This is a genomic window from Marinobacter sp. (genome assembly GCF_040882185.1).
Classification (GTDB): Bacteria; Pseudomonadota; Gammaproteobacteria; order Pseudomonadales; family Oleiphilaceae; genus Marinobacter.
This window is the reverse complement of record NZ_JBBEBW010000001.1, coordinates 54299-73639: the sequence shown is the minus strand read 5'-3', so window position 1 is coordinate 73639 and position 19341 is coordinate 54299. Positions and strand designations below refer to the sequence as shown.

General features: G+C 54.9%; 20 protein-coding genes. 13 read left to right on the top strand and 7 right to left on the bottom strand.

The features are described from left to right. Positions 1–3 precede the first annotated feature (3 nt). From WEB64_RS00380 to WEB64_RS00365, 4 genes are all read right to left on the bottom strand, one after another. On the bottom strand, positions 4–927 hold the full coding sequence (locus WEB64_RS00380) for a carbon-nitrogen hydrolase (RefSeq protein WP_368059310.1): 924 nt from the start codon (positions 925–927) through the stop codon (positions 4–6). Then, positions 924–1958: an agmatine deiminase family protein gene (locus tag WEB64_RS00375; RefSeq protein WP_368059406.1), complete on the bottom strand. Its 1035-nt coding sequence runs from the start codon at positions 1956–1958 to the stop codon at positions 924–926. Before WEB64_RS00375 ends, WEB64_RS00380 begins: the two co-directional genes overlap by 4 nt. 71 nt (positions 1959–2029) lie before the next feature. After that, the gene (locus WEB64_RS00370; RefSeq protein WP_368059308.1) at positions 2030–2341 is read right to left on the bottom strand and encodes a hypothetical protein; all 312 of its coding nucleotides are present in this window, start codon (positions 2339–2341) and stop codon (positions 2030–2032) included. Between the two features lie 92 nt (positions 2342–2433). Continuing rightward, entirely contained in the window at positions 2434–3012 is a 579-nt protein-coding gene (locus WEB64_RS00365; protein WP_368059306.1) for a PilZ domain-containing protein, read from the bottom strand. A 118-nt stretch (positions 3013–3130) separates the two neighbouring features. On the opposite strand from WEB64_RS00365, the gene WEB64_RS00360 reads away from it, so the two are divergent. Both WEB64_RS00360 and lolD read left to right on the top strand, forming a co-directional pair. Further along, positions 3131–4372, top strand: coding sequence for a lipoprotein-releasing ABC transporter permease subunit (locus WEB64_RS00360; RefSeq protein WP_368059304.1), 1242 nt, complete (start codon positions 3131–3133; stop codon positions 4370–4372). Further along, positions 4365–5075: a lipoprotein-releasing ABC transporter ATP-binding protein LolD gene (gene lolD, locus WEB64_RS00355; protein ID WP_368059302.1), complete on the top strand. Its 711-nt coding sequence runs from the start codon at positions 4365–4367 to the stop codon at positions 5073–5075. Before WEB64_RS00360 ends, lolD begins: the two co-directional genes overlap by 8 nt. A gap of 42 nt (positions 5076–5117) precedes the next feature. On the opposite strand, the gene WEB64_RS00350 is transcribed toward lolD, so the two are convergent. Then, entirely contained in the window at positions 5118–5633 is a 516-nt protein-coding gene (locus WEB64_RS00350) for a DUF2062 domain-containing protein (protein ID WP_368059300.1), read from the bottom strand. Positions 5634–5789: 156 nt separating this feature from the next. On the opposite strand from WEB64_RS00350, the gene WEB64_RS00345 reads away from it, so the two are divergent. From WEB64_RS00345 to murB, 9 genes are all read left to right on the top strand, one after another. Continuing rightward, positions 5790–8108, top strand: a complete 2319-nt coding sequence (locus WEB64_RS00345) for a DNA internalization-related competence protein ComEC/Rec2 (RefSeq protein WP_368059298.1) — start codon at positions 5790–5792, stop codon at positions 8106–8108. Positions 8109–8174: 66 nt separating this feature from the next. Next, on the top strand, positions 8175–8801 hold the full coding sequence (locus WEB64_RS00340; RefSeq protein ID WP_368059296.1) for a MotA/TolQ/ExbB proton channel family protein: 627 nt from the start codon (positions 8175–8177) through the stop codon (positions 8799–8801). A 5-nt stretch (positions 8802–8806) separates the two neighbouring features. Further along, entirely contained in the window at positions 8807–9229 is a 423-nt protein-coding gene (locus WEB64_RS00335) for an ExbD/TolR family protein (RefSeq protein WP_368059294.1), read from the top strand. Beyond that, positions 9219–10997 carry a lipid A export permease/ATP-binding protein MsbA gene (gene msbA, locus WEB64_RS00330; protein WP_368059292.1) on the top strand — a complete coding sequence of 593 codons (1779 nt, stop codon included), beginning with the start codon at positions 9219–9221 and terminating at the stop codon, positions 10995–10997. Before WEB64_RS00335 ends, msbA begins: the two co-directional genes overlap by 11 nt. Beyond that, entirely contained in the window at positions 10994–11992 is a 999-nt protein-coding gene (gene lpxK, locus WEB64_RS00325; RefSeq protein WP_368059290.1) for a tetraacyldisaccharide 4'-kinase, read from the top strand. The genes msbA and lpxK overlap by 4 nt, the downstream gene beginning before the upstream one ends. Positions 11993–12043: 51 nt before the next feature. Beyond that, positions 12044–12232: a Trm112 family protein gene (locus tag WEB64_RS00320; RefSeq protein ID WP_368059288.1), complete on the top strand. Its 189-nt coding sequence runs from the start codon at positions 12044–12046 to the stop codon at positions 12230–12232. A gap of 35 nt (positions 12233–12267) precedes the next feature. After that, the gene (gene kdsB / locus WEB64_RS00315) at positions 12268–13047 is read left to right on the top strand and encodes a 3-deoxy-manno-octulosonate cytidylyltransferase (protein ID WP_368059286.1); all 780 of its coding nucleotides are present in this window, start codon (positions 12268–12270) and stop codon (positions 13045–13047) included. A gap of 20 nt (positions 13048–13067) precedes the next feature. After that, on the top strand, positions 13068–13550 hold the full coding sequence (locus tag WEB64_RS00310; RefSeq protein WP_368059404.1) for a low molecular weight protein-tyrosine-phosphatase: 483 nt from the start codon (positions 13068–13070) through the stop codon (positions 13548–13550). Continuing rightward, complete coding sequence (gene murB, locus WEB64_RS00305; protein ID WP_368059402.1) at positions 13546–14577, top strand: UDP-N-acetylmuramate dehydrogenase; 1032 nt, start codon at positions 13546–13548, stop codon at positions 14575–14577. Before WEB64_RS00310 ends, murB begins: the two co-directional genes overlap by 5 nt. 67 nt (positions 14578–14644) lie before the next feature. Here the strand turns inward: murB and WEB64_RS00300 are convergent, their stop codons facing one another. Next, entirely contained in the window at positions 14645–16378 is a 1734-nt protein-coding gene (locus WEB64_RS00300) for a proline--tRNA ligase (RefSeq protein WP_368059284.1), read from the bottom strand. A 129-nt stretch (positions 16379–16507) separates the two neighbouring features. Between WEB64_RS00300 and WEB64_RS00295 the strand changes: the two genes are divergently transcribed. Beyond that, positions 16508–16945, top strand: coding sequence for a PaaI family thioesterase (locus WEB64_RS00295; RefSeq protein ID WP_368059400.1), 438 nt, complete (start codon positions 16508–16510; stop codon positions 16943–16945). Here the strand turns inward: WEB64_RS00295 and WEB64_RS00290 are convergent. Beyond that, the gene (locus WEB64_RS00290; protein ID WP_368059282.1) at positions 16933–17430 is read right to left on the bottom strand and encodes an Lrp/AsnC family transcriptional regulator; all 498 of its coding nucleotides are present in this window, start codon (positions 17428–17430) and stop codon (positions 16933–16935) included. The two genes, WEB64_RS00295 and WEB64_RS00290, sit on opposite strands and share 13 nt — an antisense overlap. Positions 17431–17563: 133 nt before the next feature. Between WEB64_RS00290 and leuA the strand changes: the two genes are divergently transcribed. Next, a complete protein-coding gene (leuA, locus tag WEB64_RS00285; RefSeq protein WP_368059280.1) occupies positions 17564–19267 on the top strand; it encodes a 2-isopropylmalate synthase in 1704 nt (567 codons plus the stop codon). Positions 19268–19341 lie beyond the last annotated feature (74 nt).

Genomic DNA, 19341 nt, shown 5'->3' with positions numbered 1-19341 from the left:
CTATCAGTCCCGTACCCGCTTGAGAATGTCCCCATAGGCGTCAATGCGTCGGTCACGGAGATACGGCCAGATTCTGCGAATCGATTCACTACGGTTTCGATCAAGGGTTGCGGTCAGAATGGTTTCACTGCTGTCGTCAGCTCTTGCAAGCACTTCGCCTTGAGGGCCACAGATAAAACTGTTGCCCCAGAAACGAATTCCACTGCCTTGTCCATTGGGGTCATTTTCAACTCCAATCCGATTGGGCGCGATTACCGGGAGATTGTTAGCGACGGAATGACCACGCTGGACGGTCACCCAGGCATCCAACTGACGCGCCTGTTCGGCTGGATCGTCGGTCACATCCCAGCCGATGGCGGTGGGATAGATCAATATTTCTGCGCCCGCCAGCGCCATCAGGCGTGCTGCCTCCGGGTACCATTGGTCCCAACAAACCATGACGCCGAGGCGTCCTACAGAGGTATCGATGGGCGTAAAACCGCTTTCCCCGGTATTAAACACGGCGTCCCCGGGGGTGAAATAGAATTTTTCATAAAAACCCGGGTCATCGGGTATGTGCATCTTGCGGTAAATTCCAGCGATGGATCCATCAGTGTCGAATACCACCGCTGTGTTGTGGTAAACGCCGTTCATCCGCCGCTCAAATATAGACCCCACCAGAACAATACCCAACTCGGAGGCCAGCATCGATAAGCGTTCGCTGGTAGGGCCTGGGATGGGCTCTGCCCACTCAAATACTGCTGTATCTTCGGTCTGGCAGAAATAGAGTGTTGCGTGCAACTCCTGGAGGACAACAAGCCTGGCTCCGCTCCTGGCGGCTTCTCTTACCAATCGCTCCGTCGTTTCCAGGCTGGTTCGCTTGTCTTTGCTGCAAGCCTGCTGGATCGCAGCAACCTCAAGAACGCCGGATGTTGAAGCGGTGCTCATAACGTTACTACCCCTTGTGGAAGCTGCATGGTCACGCAATGCAGGCTGCCATGCTGGGCTATAAGCGCACGACAATTAATAGGAATGATCTCCCGATCCGGGAAAATTCCGGCCATTACACGAACGGCTTCGGTATCCTCCGGGACGTCATAAACAGGCAAGAGCACTGCGCCGTTAATGATCAGAAAGTTTGCGTAAGTCGCTGGCATGCGTTCTTCGTTTTCGTCAAATAATGGGGCAGGCCAGGGTAGCGGCGTCAAGCGATAAGGTGTGCCGTCCAGTTTTCTGAAATGCCGTAATTCCTCTTCCATGGCATTGAGCGCATCGAAGTGTTCGTCGTCAACATCTTCACATCGAACGTAACAGATATCATCCGGGCTACAGAACCGGGCCAGGGTATCAATATGACTGTCCGTATCGTCGCCTGCCAGATAGCCATGGTTCAGCCAGAGTACCTGGTCGGCTCCCAGGGTTTCTGCCAGCAGGGACTCAATCAGGGTGCGGTCAAAGGTGGGATTTCTGGCCGGAGTTAACAGACACTCACTGGTTGTGAGGAGGGTCCCCTGGCCATCGGATTCCAGAGACCCGCCCTCCAGAATAAAATCGACGGTGCTCAGGGAGGTATCGCCAAAAGCACCCCTGCTGGCAAGGTTTTGATTGAGTGCGTTATCTTTTTCGCAGGGGAATTTCCCACCCCAGGCGTTGAATCCGAAATCCAATAATCTGGTGCCCGCTGGCCCAGTCACCGAGATCGGACCGTGGTCCCTTGCCCAGGTGTCATCGGCTGGAGCATGAACTGCTTTCACTCGACCTGGAAGTCCTTGGGATTCGGCATAATGGTTAAGCTCCCGGGCGAGGCTCTCCAGGCCAGCGGCGTCTTCACAGCTAATGAGAACGTGCTGAAAACGCAAAGTAGCTTTCGCGATATCACGAAATACGGGCTCGACCTCCAACAAGACGTCTTTCCAATCGGTACCAGCATGAGGCCAGGTCAACATAATAGCGCTTTGCGGGGCCCATTCGGCGGGCATCCGGTATCTTGGCGTACTCAAATCTTAATCACCTTTAGTGCCGCTAAATAGTGCCGCTAGTCCTGCGCAGATCAGCGCGCGGGTTTGATGACGGAGTGTATTACCCGGTCGCCTTCAAAGTACACCACGAAGTCCGGATAAAACAGTTGGACGATAGGGGGCTCACCTGTTGGCCCTTTGGTGCCTTCGGGCGTACCAAAACGCTCTTCAACTGTTGTGCGCGTCTGGCCTGTTTTGGGTAAGTCCATTGCATCCTGGTTACCACCCTGCGACATGATCGGCACGCGAACCTGATCAGCGGAAACGGGCAGTGAGGCCATCAGCGTGGCGGCAATGATTGGTGCAATGGTTAATTTGATCAGGATCTGTATAGGGGCTCTCATGGGGATTCAACTCCTGCTATGAATCGTGGTGCATTATTTTTATGTATAAAGCGTAATTTTAAATAAACCGGGCCAGGTCAGCCAGTTATACCTTATCCGTATGGGGCGCCTTCTTGCTGGCGTTGACGAATCTGCCACCGCATGACGTGGCGCGCAATCTGCTGTCGATCGGCATCCTGGATAACGGTAAATTCTGCGTGAACCCTTCTGCCGCCGGTCTCCAGTGGTGTGCTACTGATAACTTTTGCAAGGGCCTGGGGGCGATACAATTCGGGAGGTAGTGTCATCCGCAGGTCGATTACATCATCAATCATTAGTGAGCTTTCGGATTCAATGAATGAGATGCCACCTTCGCTGAGTGTCGCATTCTGCCACTCATGCGGTTGCAACGGATTTTGCTCAAAGGCCATAATGCGCGCCAGCGTATCGACCTTGCTATTGAGCGATTTAATCAGCGTCGCCAGCAGGCGGTCTTTTTCTGACAGACTGGCCAACTGGTTCCTGACATCGAGATCCAGACGCCGAAGCTCCGCCCTCAAGCCATCCAGATGGCCATTTTCGGCAGTGCTGCCGGGGCTGGCAAGGGTTTCCGGGCATCGTTTGAACTCGAGCCCGATCCAGTCTTCAATGCGATAGTAATCGCGCCTTTCCGAAGGTGCTTCTGAATCCATTGGCGCTCCCGTGCGGTGTGCTTTTTTGTTTGATTACGCAAGTTTAGCAGCTTCCTGTCGGTTCGTGCGCCAGGAAGGCTTTCGATGACTATAACCGGGTTGCGGTAGGCCTCACCACATGTTCAAACCATTATCGTTTTATGTCGGTTTGCGGTATACCGCCGCCAAGCGGCGCAATCACTTTATATCCTTTATTTCACTGACGTCCATGATCGGGCTGATGCTGGGGATTGCCGTATTAATTATCGTGCTGTCGGTAATGAACGGCTTTGACCGGGAGCTAAAGCAGCGCATTCTGGGCATGGTGCCCCATGCCGTCATCCAGGGTGATGGTCTGCTCGACGACTGGCAGCAGGTTGATGATGTTGTCTCAGAGCACCCATCCGTTGTTGCTGCTGCGCCGTTTATTCAGGGCCAGGGCATGGTGACTGGCGGCGGAAACGTCAGGGGCGTAGCCATCAACGGCATCCTGCCGGAACAGGAACGCAGTGTATCGATCATCGAAAATCACATGATCGAGGGCAAGCTGGATGACCTCCATGCCGGAGAGTTCGGTATTATTGTGGGCAAAACTCTGGCTTCCAGCCTGCGGTTGCAGGTTGGGGACCGGTTAACCGTTGTCCTGCCTGAAGCTTCCGTTACCCCCGCGGGCGTATTGCCCAGGCTTAAACGCTTCACTATCAAAGGAATTTTCAGCGTTGGGGCTGAGCTGGACGGTAATTACACCCTGGTCCATATGGACGATGCTTCGAAATTGATGCGTACCAATGGCAAGGCGCAGGGCGTAAGGCTTTTGGTCGACGATCTGTTCAAGGCGCCGAAAGTGGCGGAGGAGGCAGCCCGCGATCTTGGGGGGCGGCACTATGTGTCTGACTGGACCCGAACTCACGGTAACCTGTTCCAGGCCATCCGCATGGAAAAAACCATGATCGGCCTGCTGCTGATGTTTATTGTGGCGGTGGCGGCCTTCAATATCGTCTCGACGCTGGTCATGGTTGTGACCGATAAAACCGCTGATATCGCGATCCTTCGAACCATGGGTGCTACACCTGGGCGCATCATGAGGATATTCATCGTTCAAGGTGCGGTCATTGGCGTACTGGGTACTATTGTAGGGACCACATTGGGCGTGCTCGGCGCGACCTATATCAGCGATATCATTGGTTGGATCGAGGCAGTTCGTGGCAGCAAGTTCCTCAATGCCGATGTCTACTTCATCAGCTACCTGCCGTCCCAGTTGCGATGGGAAGACGTCTATATCATCAGTGGTGCCGGCATGGCGATGAGCCTGCTGGCGACCATATATCCAGCGTGGCGTGCGTCCCGCGTTGATCCAGCAGAGGCCCTGCGTTATGAGTAATCCCGAACGGGCCGTTGCGCCAGAGAAACCGGTGATCGAATGTGATCGAATTACCCGAACGTATAACGAAGGGCCAGGCAAGCTGACGATATTCTCGGATATTTCCTTGAGGGTGGACGCTGGCGAGACGGTCGCGATTGTCGGTAGCAGTGGCGCTGGTAAAACCACCTTGTTGAATTTGCTGGGCGGTCTGGATAAACCTTCAACGGGTGATATCGCTATTTGTGGAAAGGACATCCATCGAATGTCAGAAGCGGCCAGAGCGCGGTTCCGCAACAAGTACCTCGGTTTTGTCTACCAGTTTCACCATTTGTTGCCGGAGTTTACGGCGCTTGAAAATGTGATGATGCCCTGCGTGTTAGGCAGCGCGTCGGTTCGGGAGGCTGCCAGGCGAGCCGAGAGTATCCTCTCCGAAGTGGGGCTGGGCGCGAGGCTTGATCACAAACCTGGTGAGTTGTCAGGCGGAGAAAGGCAGCGGGTGGCTATCGCCCGGGCGCTGGTCAATGAACCGCAGTGTGTATTGATGGATGAGCCTACTGGCAATCTCGATGAGCAAACCGGGGAGGGCGTACGTCAGATGATTGCAGCCCTGAGAGACCGGCTTGGCATCGCATTTGTGGTCGTCACCCACGATATGGGTATGGCTCAAAGTCTTGGGCGAGTGCTTCGCCTGGAGCAGGGCAAGCTGGTCGAACAGTTCTGAACAGGAACAAGGCGAGCGAATAGGTGGGTTGGCTAGTCGTCGTCATTCAACCGGGTGTCGACGCTTGCCCCACTCGGAGCGTACCTTGCGGCGCCAGAGGAATTGAATGGCCAGATAACTTACGCAGGCCGCTGCCGTGGCGATAATGATCGAACCTAAATAGAGCGGAATACCAATATCGACGATACGTTCACTGAGCCAGGACCAGCTCAACTGAAACTCGAAGGTCATCACCGGGCGACCCAGTAGCCAGGCTCCAAATTTATAATTAAAGTAAAATATCGGTGGCATGGTGAGGGGATTGCTGATCCACACAAGGGCCACGGCGAGAGGCATATTAGCGTTGAACCAGATGGCGCAGATAGCTGCAGCCATCATCTGAAACGGTATCGGCATGAAACACCAGAAAATACCGATAAAAAAGGCTCTGGAAACACAGTGACGATTGATGTGCCAGAGGTTCGGCTCATGAAGAATATCGCCGAGGAAGTGCAGTGAACGGATAGCTCTTACTTTATCCGGTGTCGGCAAATAGCGCTTCATGAACTTCTTCGGCATGTCGACGGGCTGCCTGTTGTAGAGGGTGATTCAGCTGCATTATAGGCGCTGAATCCCGAAAATTCGTCGAGGGGGCAAGGATTGCCTCGGGGGTTATCTGTGCGAGCAGGGATTGCTGCTTTTTCTTGCGGCGTCATCTTACTGTATTGCAGCGGGATGCTGCTACCTTGGCCGGAATTGATTTCCGGCTTTTCGGTGCTGATAGCATTCGTTTTGCTAATCCCCCGACGCTCCCGGCTGATCTCAGTGGTCATACTGTGTTGTTTCGGCTGCGGTTTGATGTGGGCTAACTGGCATGCGGATAATCGCACGCTGGCCGCGCTTCCCGCCAATGCCGAAGGATCTGATCTGGTGGTTGAAGGCTATCTCTGTGACATTCCCTCCCCTGGGCTTTTTAACAGCGTTCGTTTTAGCTTTTGTGTCAGCCGGTGGGTTTCTTTGCCCTCCGCTGCCGACCCACTGCCAGATAAGCTAAGGCTTGCGTGGTATGGCAAACAGGCTACCCGTGACTTGCCGCATACTCAGCGCCTGACGGTCAGACTCAAACGCGCCCACGGTTCCGTAAACCCAGCGGGGTTTCGTTATGAGACCTGGCTTTACCGGCATGGCTTTCGTGCTACGGGGACAGTGCGCGAAGTGACGTCCCTCAATGCGGAGTCTTGTCATATCCGCTGCCAATACCACCGATGGCGAAACGTCGTGGCGGCAGAGCTGGAAACCAGGCTCGGTCATACAGCTTACTATCCACTGATTGAAGCGTTACTCATTGGCCAGCGCGGACAAATGACTCCGGCCCAATGGCGCGTACTTCAGGACACCGGAACCATTCACCTGGTGGCGATCTCCGGTCTACATATCGGTTTGATTGCAATCGGGCTCGGTCTGCTCGCGCGCTGGTTTTTGTTGCGCTTGCCGCAACATTGGTTGGCGCCCTCACGCCGCAGAGCCATCGCCTTCAGCCTTGTCATCGCTGGTAGTATTACTTATGCCCTTGCGGCGGGTTTCACTGTTCCTACCCGACGCGCCTTGATGATGGTAATTATTGCTGGCTGGCTGGTTTTCAGGGCGGGGCGTACAGGCCCATGGGCGGCCTGGTTGCTGGCCGTTTTCGTTGTTTTGCTGTTTGACCCGTTTGCGCCGCTTGACCGGGGCTTCTGGCTGTCCTTCGGCGCCGTAATGATATTGATTCTGGTGTTTTCCGCACGGCTATCCCCGCCCTCTTCGGTAACAGCATTAGTGCTGGCACAGTGCGGAGTGTTCGCCGGGCTCTGGCCCATACTGGCGCTGATGGATCAACCGCCAGCGGCGATGGGTTGGCTGGCCAATCTGGTAGCGATTCCCTGGGTCTCGCTGGTTGTAATGCCGGTGTTGATGACCGGTGCCTTGCTGATAGTCCTGGTACCTGCGACCTCCTCCTTTGTAGGTCAGGCTTGCGATCTGGTACTCGGGATTCTCTGGTGGTTTCTCGAACTGATTGCCAGTTTGCCTGCACCAACACTGATGAGCTCGTTCGGGATCGCGTTGGTGATAGCCACACTAATGCTAGCAGCATTATTATTTCCGATCCCAAGATTGCGTTTATTGGCTGGCACATTGGTCGCCGTCTGGCTCAGCACCTCTTTTGGCTTCGGTGGTAAGGAGGTAAATAACCCGTGGGTTGAGAAACCCGAACTCTGGGTTTGGGACGTGGGGCAGGGGCTGTCGGTGCTTTTTCGCCATCAGGATCAGGTGCTGTTATACGATACCGGACCGGAAACGCCTTCCGGCTACTCGGCAGTCAACAGCGTGGTGCTGCCAAATCTTGCCTATCTCGGGGTGCGCAAAATTAACACGCTGGTGTTAAGCCATGGGGATGCAGATCACGCGGGGGGTCTCGAGGAGTTGTTTGAGGAAATGGCCGTGGGCCAGGTCCTTTCGGGACAGCCTGAGCGCTTGCTGGCAGATATGTCGGGTGCCGGGCTTTCGAGCATCGGGCCATGTGGTTCTGGCAGGTCTTTCCTTGTGGGCGGCGCAAGAGTGCGCCTGTGGCAGGCGTCGCCTGTACTCGTTGGCGCCGACAGTAACGATGCCTCCTGTCTGGTGGGTATTCGTTATGGCGATACGGCTATCCTGTTGCCAGGTGACATATCACGAGAGGTTGAGCAGCTCTATATCGAGCAGGTCGGTTTCCCGGCTGCCCAATATCGTATCCTGATTGCCTCCCATCACGGCAGTAATACCTCTTCCGGACAGCGTTGGATTGATGCAATGGCTGCTGATGATGTGATTTACAGTGCGGGCTACCGCCACCGTTATGGTCACCCCCACCAGGATGTTGTAGGTCGCTTCAGGGCCGCCGGGGCCCGACAGTTTAATACCGCTTATTCCGGAGCTCTGAGTTTTACATTGGAGGGTGCCGAAGCTCGGGTCGAGGAGTGGCGATCAAAAGCGCCTTTCTGGATTCGACGTGTGGAAGATCACTGGAATGCGCCCTGAGGGTGTGGCCTATGCCAGCGGCTATGCTAAAGTAGCGCGGCTTGTAACTAATCAGGGAGACCAAGCGTGTTCGAGCTCTTGAAAGCGGGTGGCATCATCATGGTGCCGATTGTAGCCTGTTCGATTCTTGCCCTTGCCATTATCCTGGAACGCTTCTGGACTCTCAGGGAATCCCGGGTTGCGCCTCAGACCACCATCAACGAACTCTGGCGCTGGATCAAAAAGAAAGAGCTTAACGGGCGTAAGCTCAAGGCTTTGCAAGGGTCGTCGCCGATGGGCAGAATTCTGGCCAGTGGGCTTATGAATGCCAAGCATGGCCGGGAGATCATGAAAGAGAGCATTGAGCACGAGGCCAGTCAGGTCATTCATGAATTGGAGCGTTTTCTCAATCCACTCGGTACGGTTGCCACTATCACACCTTTGCTGGGTTTGTTGGGCACCGTCGTGGGTATGATCAAGGTCTTTGCTGAAATCCAGTTGGCTGGTGTGGGTGATGCTGGCAACCTGGCGGGCGGTATATCGGAAGCGTTAATGACGACCGCAGCGGGCCTGAGCGTAGCCATTCCAGCGCTGATTTGTCACCGGTACTTTCTCCGCCGTGTCGATGAACTCGTGGTGAATATGGAGCAGGAAGCCATAAAGCTGGTTGAAGTGGTTCATGGTGACCGCGAAATCGACGTGGAAGGAGCCTGAGCGCCGTGAAGTTCAAGCGCCAGAGAAGTCAGGAGGTCGGGGTCGATCTGACGCCGCTGATCGATGTTGTGTTCTTGCTGCTTATTTTTTTCATGGTATCAACGACGTTCACTCGTGAAAGTCACCTCAAGGTTGATCTCCCTGAGGCGAATGGAGAAGCAGCGGAAACACAGATCAACCAGGTGGATGTTGTCATCAACGCCGAAGGTCAGTACATGATCAATGACAGAGCACTGGTCAACAATCAGCGTGCCACTTTGCAGCGTGCGGTTGAGGAGCTCGCGGCTGGCGATACCAGTCTTCCTTTCATCATTACCGCTGATGCCCGAACGCCCCACGAATATGTTGTCCGGGCGATGGATATTGCCGGCAAACTCGGGTTTTCAAGGCTTAGCATCACGACTGAACGGACCGGCGATGAAAGTTGAAAGTGAAGCATCCGGCCAACATAGTGTTGACGACCCTTCCAACTGGCAGACCTACAAGCGCCTCGTTGCCTACGTAAAGCCCTTCTGGTTTGCTTTTTCCCTGGCGGTGCTGGGAAATGTCATTTACGCTGCCGCTTCCACCGGTATGGCGGCGTCCATGGAGTACGTCATTACCGCGCTGGAAAATCCGACGGATCAACATCGCGTACAGTTAACGCTTTTGATTGTCGGGGTATTTGCTTTCCGCGGTGTCGGGACATTCCTCAGCCAGTACTTCATCAGTTATGTCGGTCGGCAGGTAATAAATGCTCTGCGCACCCAGGTGTTCGACCGCATGCTGGCGTTGCCCTCCCGATATTTCGATGAAAATGCTTCCGGACGCCTGGTCTCAAAACTTACCTTCAACGTGGAACAGGTTGCAGAAGCCACCACCAACGCTATTACGATCACTCTCCGGGAAGGTCTCACGATTATCGGCCTGCTTGGCTTCATGCTCTACACCAATTGGAAACTTACCTTGGTGTTTCTGGCGGTAGGGCCATTAATTGCCTTCGTGGTGAGCTATGCCAGCAAACGTTTTCGCAAGCTCAGTAAACGCATTCAGGGCTCCATGGGGGATATTACCCACGTAGCTTCCGAGTCCATCAACGGGTATCGCGTGGTACGGACTTTCGGTGGGGAGGACTACGAACGCAAGCGCTTTGGAGAGGTCAGTGAGCGCAATCTGACCCAAAGTCTCAAGCTTGCTTCGACCCAGGCCATCAGTATTCCTGTTATCCAGGTTCTCGTGGCCATCGCCATTGCAGCGTTGGTCTGGACTATGCTGGCGCCGGAAATTCGAGGCAATATGAGTACGGGCGAACTGGTGGCTTTCATTACGGCAGCCACGACGATGGCAAAGCCCATCCGCCAGGTCACTTCTGTGCATGCCAAGATCCAGAAGGGCGTCGCTGCTGCACACGATGTGTTTGGCACCATGGACGAGGCACCCGAGCCAGATAACGGCCAGTTCGCGCCTGATCGGGTGAACGGCGAGATCGAGCTGAAAAATGTTTCATTTCGCTACCGGGATCAGTTGGACCATGTACTCGAAGATATCAATCTCCGGATCCCCGCAGGGCAGAGCGTAGCGCTGGTGGGGCGGTCCGGTAGCGGAAAATCGACGCTGGTCAGCCTGTTGCCTCGCTTTTACGATTATTCCGATGGCGAAATCCTGATTGATGACCATGAACTCAAGGATTTCCGCCTGTCTGCACTGCGCGCCCAGATAGCTCTGGTAACCCAGAATGTGGTGCTGTTCAATGACACGATTGCCGCCAACATCGGTTATGGCTCGCTGCGGGAAAGCAGCCGGGAAGATATCCGTGACGCCGCGGCCAAGGCCCATGCGCTGGAATTTATCGACCGCATGCCGGATGGCCTGGACACCATGATCGGTGATAACGGGGTGATGCTCTCCGGTGGGCAACGGCAGCGACTGGCCATTGCCCGGGCGCTGTTAAAAGATGCCCCCATACTGATTCTTGATGAAGCCACTTCGGCTCTCGATACCGAGTCCGAACGCCATATTCAGGCGGCCCTGGATACGGTTATGGAAGGCCGGACGACATTGGTGATCGCTCATCGGCTCTCCACCATTGAGAAGGCAGATCGCATCCTGGTCATGGATGCCGGTCGGATTATAGAGTCCGGTCGTCACGACGAATTGCTTGCGGCCGGTGGTACCTATGCGCAGTTGCATCAGATGCAATTCAGCGAGACCGGATGAAAAGCCGGGTGGACCGATGGTGGTACGGCACCCGCCGGCCACTTTGGTTATTATGGCCCCTGGCATGGCTGTATCGCGTCGTTGCGGAACGCCGCAAGCAACGCTCCCTTGCCTCTTTGGCGCTCAATCAGTCACTGAGGGTACCGGTTATTGTGGTGGGTAATATAACGGCTGGTGGTACCGGAAAATCCCCACTGACAGCCTGGCTAGTCGACGCATTACAGCGTGAGGGCTGGCACCCGGTAATTCTCACCCGCGGCTATGGTGGCAGGGCGGAACAATACCCGCTGAAGGTTACCGACAGCACGCCGGCGAATGTGGCCGGTGACGAACCCGTTATGCTCGCCACAATGACTGGGTGTCCCGTCGTAGTCGATCCGAGGCGATTTCGGGGTGCACAGTGGGCGGTGGAGCAGCAACTCGGTGATATCCTCGTATGCGATGATGGTCTTCAGCATTACCAACTGCCGCGCCAGTTGGAGATCGCGGTATTTGACGGCGAGCGCGGTATCGGTAATGGCGCCCCCATTCCAGTAGGACCGCTAAGGGAGCCAGTTTCCCGACTGGCCGAAGTGGACTTCGTCGTATTTAATGGCGCTCCAGCGACCCCACTGCCCGTTGCTCAGTTGAATACCTACGTCATGAGGCTGGAACCCCGGGTGTTGCGCCATTTGGATTCGGGCGAAACCCGGGAGCTTGACTGGCTTGAAGGTAAGCGGGTCAGAGCGGTAGCAGGTATCGGAAACCCTTCTCGTTTTTTCAATACATTGAAAGCCTTGGGCGCTAAAGTTCAGGGGATTTCTTTTTCTGATCATCATCGATTCAGGCAGAATGACCTCGACGTAGAGCCGGGTCAGATTCTGGTCATGACCGCAAAAGATGCAGTGAAATGCCAGGGCTTTGCTCATGAGAGGTGCTGGGTGCTGGAGGTAGCCGCAACCATGCCCCCTTCGTTCCGCGAAGCATTGCTCCTCGCCGTGAAGAGCTTACACTAGGTTGCATGGGGATACCCATGCTTCGTGGATTAATTACAGCGAGACCGTATCATGGATAAAAAACTGGTGGCTATGCTGGCATGCCCTGTTTGCAAGGGTGAGCTGAAGCTGGACCGAGAACGGCAAGAGCTCATCTGTCACGGTGACGCAATGGCGTTCCCGATTAAAGAGGGTATTCCCGTCATGCTTGCCGTCGAAGCCCGTACTCTCACAACCGATGAGCGACTCGGCCCCCGCTGATCGTTGTTTTCCCAATAGCACAGCAGGAACCTTTCATGTCTTTCACGGTAGTGATACCCGCCCGCTACGCGTCAACCCGACTACCGGGAAAGCCCCTGGCTGACATTGGGGGCAAACCGATGATCCAGCATGTCTGTGAGCGAGCTGCAGAAAGTCGGGCGGAGAGGGTTGTTGTGGCAACCGATGACGATCGAATCCGCAGCGCTTGTGAAGCGTTCGGAGCAGAGGTGGTGATGACCTTGGCATCCCACACCAGCGGCACGGATCGTCTGGAGGAAGTGGCCCGTCAGTTGGGGTTTGAGGCGGACGCCCGTATCATCAATGTGCAAGGCGACGAGCCTTTAATACCCGCGTCACTGATCAATCAGGTGGCAGATAATCTGGAGATCTATCCTGATGCCGCCATTGCCACCCTGTGTGAGAAGATCTTTGATATCGACTCTGTGCTGAACCCCAATGTGGTCAAGGTGGTATTCGATTACCGTGGCATGGCCCACTATTTCAGCCGGGCCCCGATCCCCTGGGCCCGCGATGCGTGGTCGCCAACCGCTGCGCCGCAATTACTGCCGGTAAACGCTGAGTATTTTCGCCATATAGGTATCTATGGCTACCGGGTGGGTCTGTTGCAGGACTTTGTGACCTGGCCTCCGGCTCCGACAGAGCAGATTGAGTCGCTTGAGCAATTAAGGGCTCTTCACAACGGTGCCCGGATTCACGTGGATGTTGCCTGCGAGACACCACCTTCAGGGGTGGATACCGAAGCGGACCTTGTCCGTTTAAGAGAGTACATGTTACGAGAGTACGTGAAATTTTAATGGTTGGAGCACTGGATTTTATGGACCCTGTAAAGGTTCTGTTTGTTTGCATGGGAAATATTTGCCGTTCGCCGACGGCGGAGGGCGTTTTCCGAAAACTTGTGGTGGATTCGGGCCTGGGCGAGCGCATTCAGATCGACTCATGCGGGACCGGTGACTGGCATGTCGGAAAGGCCCCGGACTCCAGAGCAATTGCCGCCTCCTGGTCACGAAGTATTGATATCAAAGGTTTGAAAGCCCGGCAGGTGATAGCCGAGGATCTGTCAACGTTCGACTACGTGCTGGCAATGGACTACAACAATCTTGCTCATCTGAGAGCGATTCAAAATCAAACCGGTGGAGTTGAGCCTGAGCTATTTTTGGCTTACGCCCGGAACGTGATCGAGGAAGAAGTCCCGGATCCCTATTACGGCGGCGACGATGGGTTCGAGCATGTGTTGAACCTGATCGAAGCCGCAAGTGAAGGTTTGCTTGCCGCGATTCGGGGTAAACATTTTGATTGATCCGCCAAGCAATCTCGGCAAAGAGATAGCTCTGAAATCAATGAATACCCTACGGTTACCCTCGACGGCCCGGTTTTTTGCCGAAGTAACTGATGAGCAGGCATTGGTAAAAGCGTTGAACTGGGCGGACGCACAGGGCCTGGAAACTCTGATTGTCGGTGGTGGAAGTAATCTCGTACTGGTGGCGGATTTTGACGGTCTGGTAATTCACCTGGCAATCAAGGGGCGGCAATGGGAAAATGTTTCGGAGGACGGCGCAACCCTGGTCCTGGGGGCAGGTGAGCACTGGCACGATGTGGTGCTCTACGTTGCTGGTTCAGGATATCGAGGTATCGAAAACCTGGCACTCATTCCGGGAACCTGCGGAGCCGCACCAGTACAGAATATTGGCGCTTACGGGGTAGAGTTGAAAGATACCCTGGTGAGCGTTAAGGCCTGGGATTGCGAGCAGCAAAAAATGATCATTCTCGATAACGCTGCCTGTCAGTTTGCCTACCGGGATAGTCTGTTCAAACGACTGCCCAGGCGCTATCTTATCGTCCAGATAAAATTACGTCTGTCTCGTACCCTGCCTTTGTCGCTGGGCTACGGAGACCTGATGCAGTATTTTTCCGATCTCCCCGATAAGGCTGCTTTGACACCTTTAGATGTAGCGGAAGGCGTTATGGCGGTACGTCGACGAAAGCTTCCGGACCCGGAGCAGATTCCCAATGTTGGCAGTTTCTTTAAAAACCCCGTCGTCTCTATGGCGGAATGGGAACAATTGAAGGCGAAATTCCCCGACATTGCCGCGTACCCCGGTGACTCCAGTGTAAAATTGGCTGCGGCCTGGTTGATTGATCAGTGTGGCTGGAAAGGCTACCGCAACAATAAAGTTGGGGTGCATAACCACCAGGCGCTGGTGCTGATCAATCATTCCAATGGCACAGGCAAGGATATTCTGGCGTTGGCAGGGCGCATCAGGGCTGATGTTGCGGACGTGTTTGGTGTTGAACTCGAAATTGAACCTCGAATCATTTCGGGCTGATCAATCAGGCACTCTGAAATCGCTCTTCCAGAGTGCCTCCCGGCTGAGGCTTGTTCAAAGGGCCGGTTTAATGGTCGCGCCGTGGTGAAGCATTAACCAGAAAAGGAACGATCTCTTTGATCGGCAGATCCTGTTTGTCGGCGTCCTTGCGCCCCTTGTATTCCAGAGTGCCTGCCGCCACGCCTCGATCTGATACCACGACTCGGTGGGGAATGCCCACCAGCTCCATATCCGCAAATTTGACCCCCGGCCGCTCGTTGCGATCATCCAACAACACATCAAAGCCCGCCTGGGTAAGCTCCGAATAAAGTTTCTCTCCCGCTGCCTTCACGTCCGGCGACTTGTGAGCGTTCAGGGTGACCACCACCACTTCGAAAGGCGCAATGGCATCGGGCCAAAGGATGCCGCGGTCATCAAAGTTCTGCTCAATGGCGGCAGCGACAATGCGGGATACGCCTACGCCGTAACAGCCCATTTCCACAATGGCGGTTTTGCCATTCTCATCGAGCACGGTGGCGCCCATCGCCCGACTGTATTTGTTCCCCAGCTTGAAAATATGGCCGACTTCGATGCCACGGCGAATCTCGAGGAACCCTTTGCCGTCAGGGCTGGGATCACCCTCAACGACGTTTCTCAAATCTTCAACCCGGGTCAGCTCAACATCCCGCTCCCAGTTCACACCGGTGAGGTGGAAGTCATCCTTGTTGGCGCCGCAGACAAAATCGGCAAGGTGGGCAGCGCTGCGATCGACAATCACAGGTACCGGCAGGTCGACCGGCCCGATCGAGCCGGGAGCACACCCGATGGCCGCCTTGATTTCTTCGTCCGTTGCCATGGTCAGTGGTTCCGAGACACCGTCCAGATTCTCTGCTTTGATCTCGTTAAGGCTATGGTCACCCCGAAGAATCAGCGCCACCAGCCCTTGGCTGTCGTCTTCCGCGGGCTCACCATGCACCAGCAGTGTTTTCACGCTCTGGTGCGCTGGCAGGTTCAGAAACTGAGACACCGCCTCGATGGTCCGTTGCCCGGGTGTCGAAACTTCCGCCATAGATTGGGAGGGGGCGGGGCGCTCGCCAGCCGGTGCTACGGCTTCCGCTTTTTCAATATTTGCGGCGTATTCGCTGTCTGTGCTGAACACAATGGCGTCCTCACCAGAGGAGGCCAATACATGGAACTCATGGGAGGCATTACCGCCAATGGCGCCGGAGTCAGCCTGAACCGGCCGGTAATCCAGGCCGAGCCGATCAAAAATAGCACAGTAGGTGCGGTGCATGACCTGATAGGTTTCCTCAAGAGATTCCGCGTTCAGGTGAAAGGAGTAGGCGTCCTTCATCAGGAATTCCCGGGCGCGCATGATGCCGAAGCGAGGTCTGCGTTCATCCCGGAACTTGGTTTGAATCTGGTAGAAATTTGCGGGCAGCTCTTTATAACTTTTTAGCTCATTGCGAACCAGGTCGGTGATGACTTCCTCATGGGTGGGGCCGAAGCAGAAGTCACGTCCGTGGCGGTCCTGCATTCGCAAAAGTTCACCACCATACTGTTCCCAGCGCCCGGATTCCTGCCACAGTTCTGCTGGCTGGACTGCTGGCATTAATACTTCCTGGGCGCCACTGCGGTCCATTTCCTCGCGCACGATGCGTTCAACCTTGCGCAACACTCGCAGGCCCAGAGGCAGCCAGGAGTAGAGGCCTGAGGCAAGTTTTCGGATCATGCCAGCTCTCAACATTAACTGGTGGCTGATAATCTCGGCGTCGGCAGGCGTCTCTTTTTGGGTGGCAATCAGGTAGCGGCTTGCTCGCATTATGTTTTCCGTGAAAAGTTATTGAAGGAGCCTTTGAACAACTCCCGAGGGTTTATTTGTAAGTGTCTGACGGTTATTGTACGGAGCCTGCCACACAAGGTACAGATCGATGGAGCAACCCCTGTGAGTTTGACTGCGGAAGAGGTTCAGGCCCTGATATGCGCTGGTGTACCGATGGCTAAAGACATCGGTTTTACCATAGAAAAAGCCGGTTCGGGCTACGCACGGGCCAAGGTTCCTTTTCAAGAGCGGATGGTCCGTCCGGGCGGCACACTTTCCGGCCCGACCCAGATGGCGCTGGCAGACGCTGCAATGTATGCGGCCATACTGGCGACCCTGGGGAAAGTTGAGATGGCGGTGACCAGTAACCTGTCGATCAACTTCCTGCAGAAGCCCCAACCCATGGATCTCATTGCCGAGGCCACCGTGCTGAAAATGGGGCGCCGATTGGCCTTCTGTGAAGTGCGCCTGCTTTCGGGAGCGCCGGGGGAAGAAGTGTTGGTTGCCCATGTGACGGGAAGTTACGCCCTGCCGGGAGCTCCGAATCAACAGGCTCAGGAGAGGTAGTTCAGCGGCAACGCCGTGCTATCGATAACACGTCTGAGCACAAAGCTGGAATGCACCCCGCTCACGCCCTGAATTCGGGTGATTCGGTTAAGCAATAAATGATGGTAGTGGTCCATATCCGGCACTACGACTTTGAGCATATAATCGGCGTCTTGTCCGGTAATAATGTAACACTCCTGGACTTCGGGAAGCTTCGCCACCTCGGACTCGAAGGCGGCAAAGCGTTCCGGCGTGTGACGATCCATGCCTATCAGAAGAATTGCGGTGAGTGCCAGCCCGAGTTTTTTATGATCCAGAATGGTTACCCGCCGGATGATGATTCCGGCCTGCTCCAGAGCCCGTACACGCCGCAAGCAGGGTGAAGGTGAAAGTCCAACCTTGTCCGCAACTTCTTGATTCGTCAGTTCTGCATTCTGTTGCAGTAACTCCAGAATACTTCGGTCAATTCGATCCAGTTTGAGTAGGGAATCCTGTTTTTTAGCCATTATATGCTCTGATTTTGCTATTGGGTGATGTAATATTCTAAAAATATAGAAATTGTCCGCAAAAAAGCAATCATTATCTCGCCAGGGTGGCGTAATCTGTACCAAGTCAATGAATCAGTTGAGGATAGCAACCATGGCGTTTGATCATAATAAGTACGTCCCGTTCACACCTGTCGCGAAAACCAATCGCCGCTGGCCGGATCGTGTTATCAAGCGCGCGCCCAGATGGTGTGCCGTCGACCTGAGGGATGGCAATCAGGCGTTGGTCAAACCCATGAGCGTGGCTCAGAAACAACGCATGTTCGAGTTGCTGGTCAAACTCGGGTTCAAGGAAATCGAGATTGGTTTTCCGGCGGCCAGCCAGCCGGACTTCGATTTTTGCCGCAAGTTGATCGAAGAGAACCGGATTCCTGACGATGTACACATCCAGGTGCTCACTCAGGCCCGTCCCGAATTGATCGAACGTACTTACCTGGCGCTGGAGGGCGCGAAGCGAGCTATCGTCCATGTTTACAATTCCACCTCGACGGTGCAGCGAGAGCAGGTGTTCAATCTTGACCGTGCGGGCATCCGGGATATTGCGGTGGATGGTGCCAGAATTGTCAAAGCCCACGCCGCAAAACGACCTGAAACCGAGTGGACGTTCCAGTATTCGCCTGAGAGCTTTACCGGTACTGAGCTGGATTTTGCTGCGGAAGTCATCGATGCGGTCAATGACGTATGGCGACCCGATCAGGGTCAGCCGGTGGTTATCAATCTTCCCGCTACCGTGGAGATGGCCACGCCCAATATCTTTGCTGATCAGATTGAATGGATTTGCGACCACGTAAAATACCGCGAACATATCAGCATCAGCGTGCATACCCATAATGACCGTGGTTGTGCTGTGGCGGCGGCGGAGTTGGCTGTTATGGCTGGCGCTGACCGGGTTGAAGGCACGCTGATGGGTAATGGTGAGCGCACTGGCAATATGGATCTGGTCACCATGGCGATGAATCTGTATTCCCAGGGCATCGACCCGCAGCTGGACCTTTCCGGAATGGCGGAGATCACCGATGTGGTCGAAGCTTGCACGGAAATTGCGACCCATCCGAGGCATCCCTATGCTGGCGAGCTGGTTTTTACGGCCTTCTCCGGTAGTCATCAGGATGCTATTCGCAAGTGCCTGGCATTGCGCGAAGATTCCGACCCCTGGCATGTAGCTTACTTGCCGATTGACCCGAAAGACCTGGGGCGTCGCTATGAAGAAGTGGTCAGGATCAACAGCCAATCAGGCAAAGGTGGCGTGGCTTACGTGCTGGAGCGTGATTACAACATCAGCCTGCCGCGCTGGTTGCAGATCGAATTCAGCAAGGTAGTTCAGCGGGAAGCAGAGGCAGAAGGTGGCGAAATTGATTCACTCACCATTCATCGTCTGTTTGAAGACCGCTATCTGAAGGTTCATGCGCCTTGGCAGCTCAATACCTATGATTTGCACCGGGACACCGACGGTGTCCAGGCCAAGGTTAGCTTTGGCTCAGAAGGTCGGGAGCAAATGCTGTCTGGCCGGGGTCTGGGAGCCGTGGAGGCTTTGGCGGCCGCTCTGGAAAATCGCTTCGGCATCAAGCTTGCGGTAGAGGCCTACGATGAGTTCGCCCTCGGAGAGGGTACCAATGCTAACGCTTTGGCCTGTATTCGCGTACTGGTAGACGGTGAGGTCTGTAGTGCAGCGGCATTGGCAGAAGACACCACGTCCGGAACCTTGCAGGCTTTACTGTCTGCAGTAGCGCAGAAGGTGGGTAATGCCGTGACGGACAGCAATGCTGGAGCCAGAAGGGATGAGGCAGCGGTCAAATAAATGAAAGGTCATAAAAAAGCCAGCCGCAAGGGCTGGCTTTTTACTGTCCAATGCCCGTGAGGGGCAATGGCCGG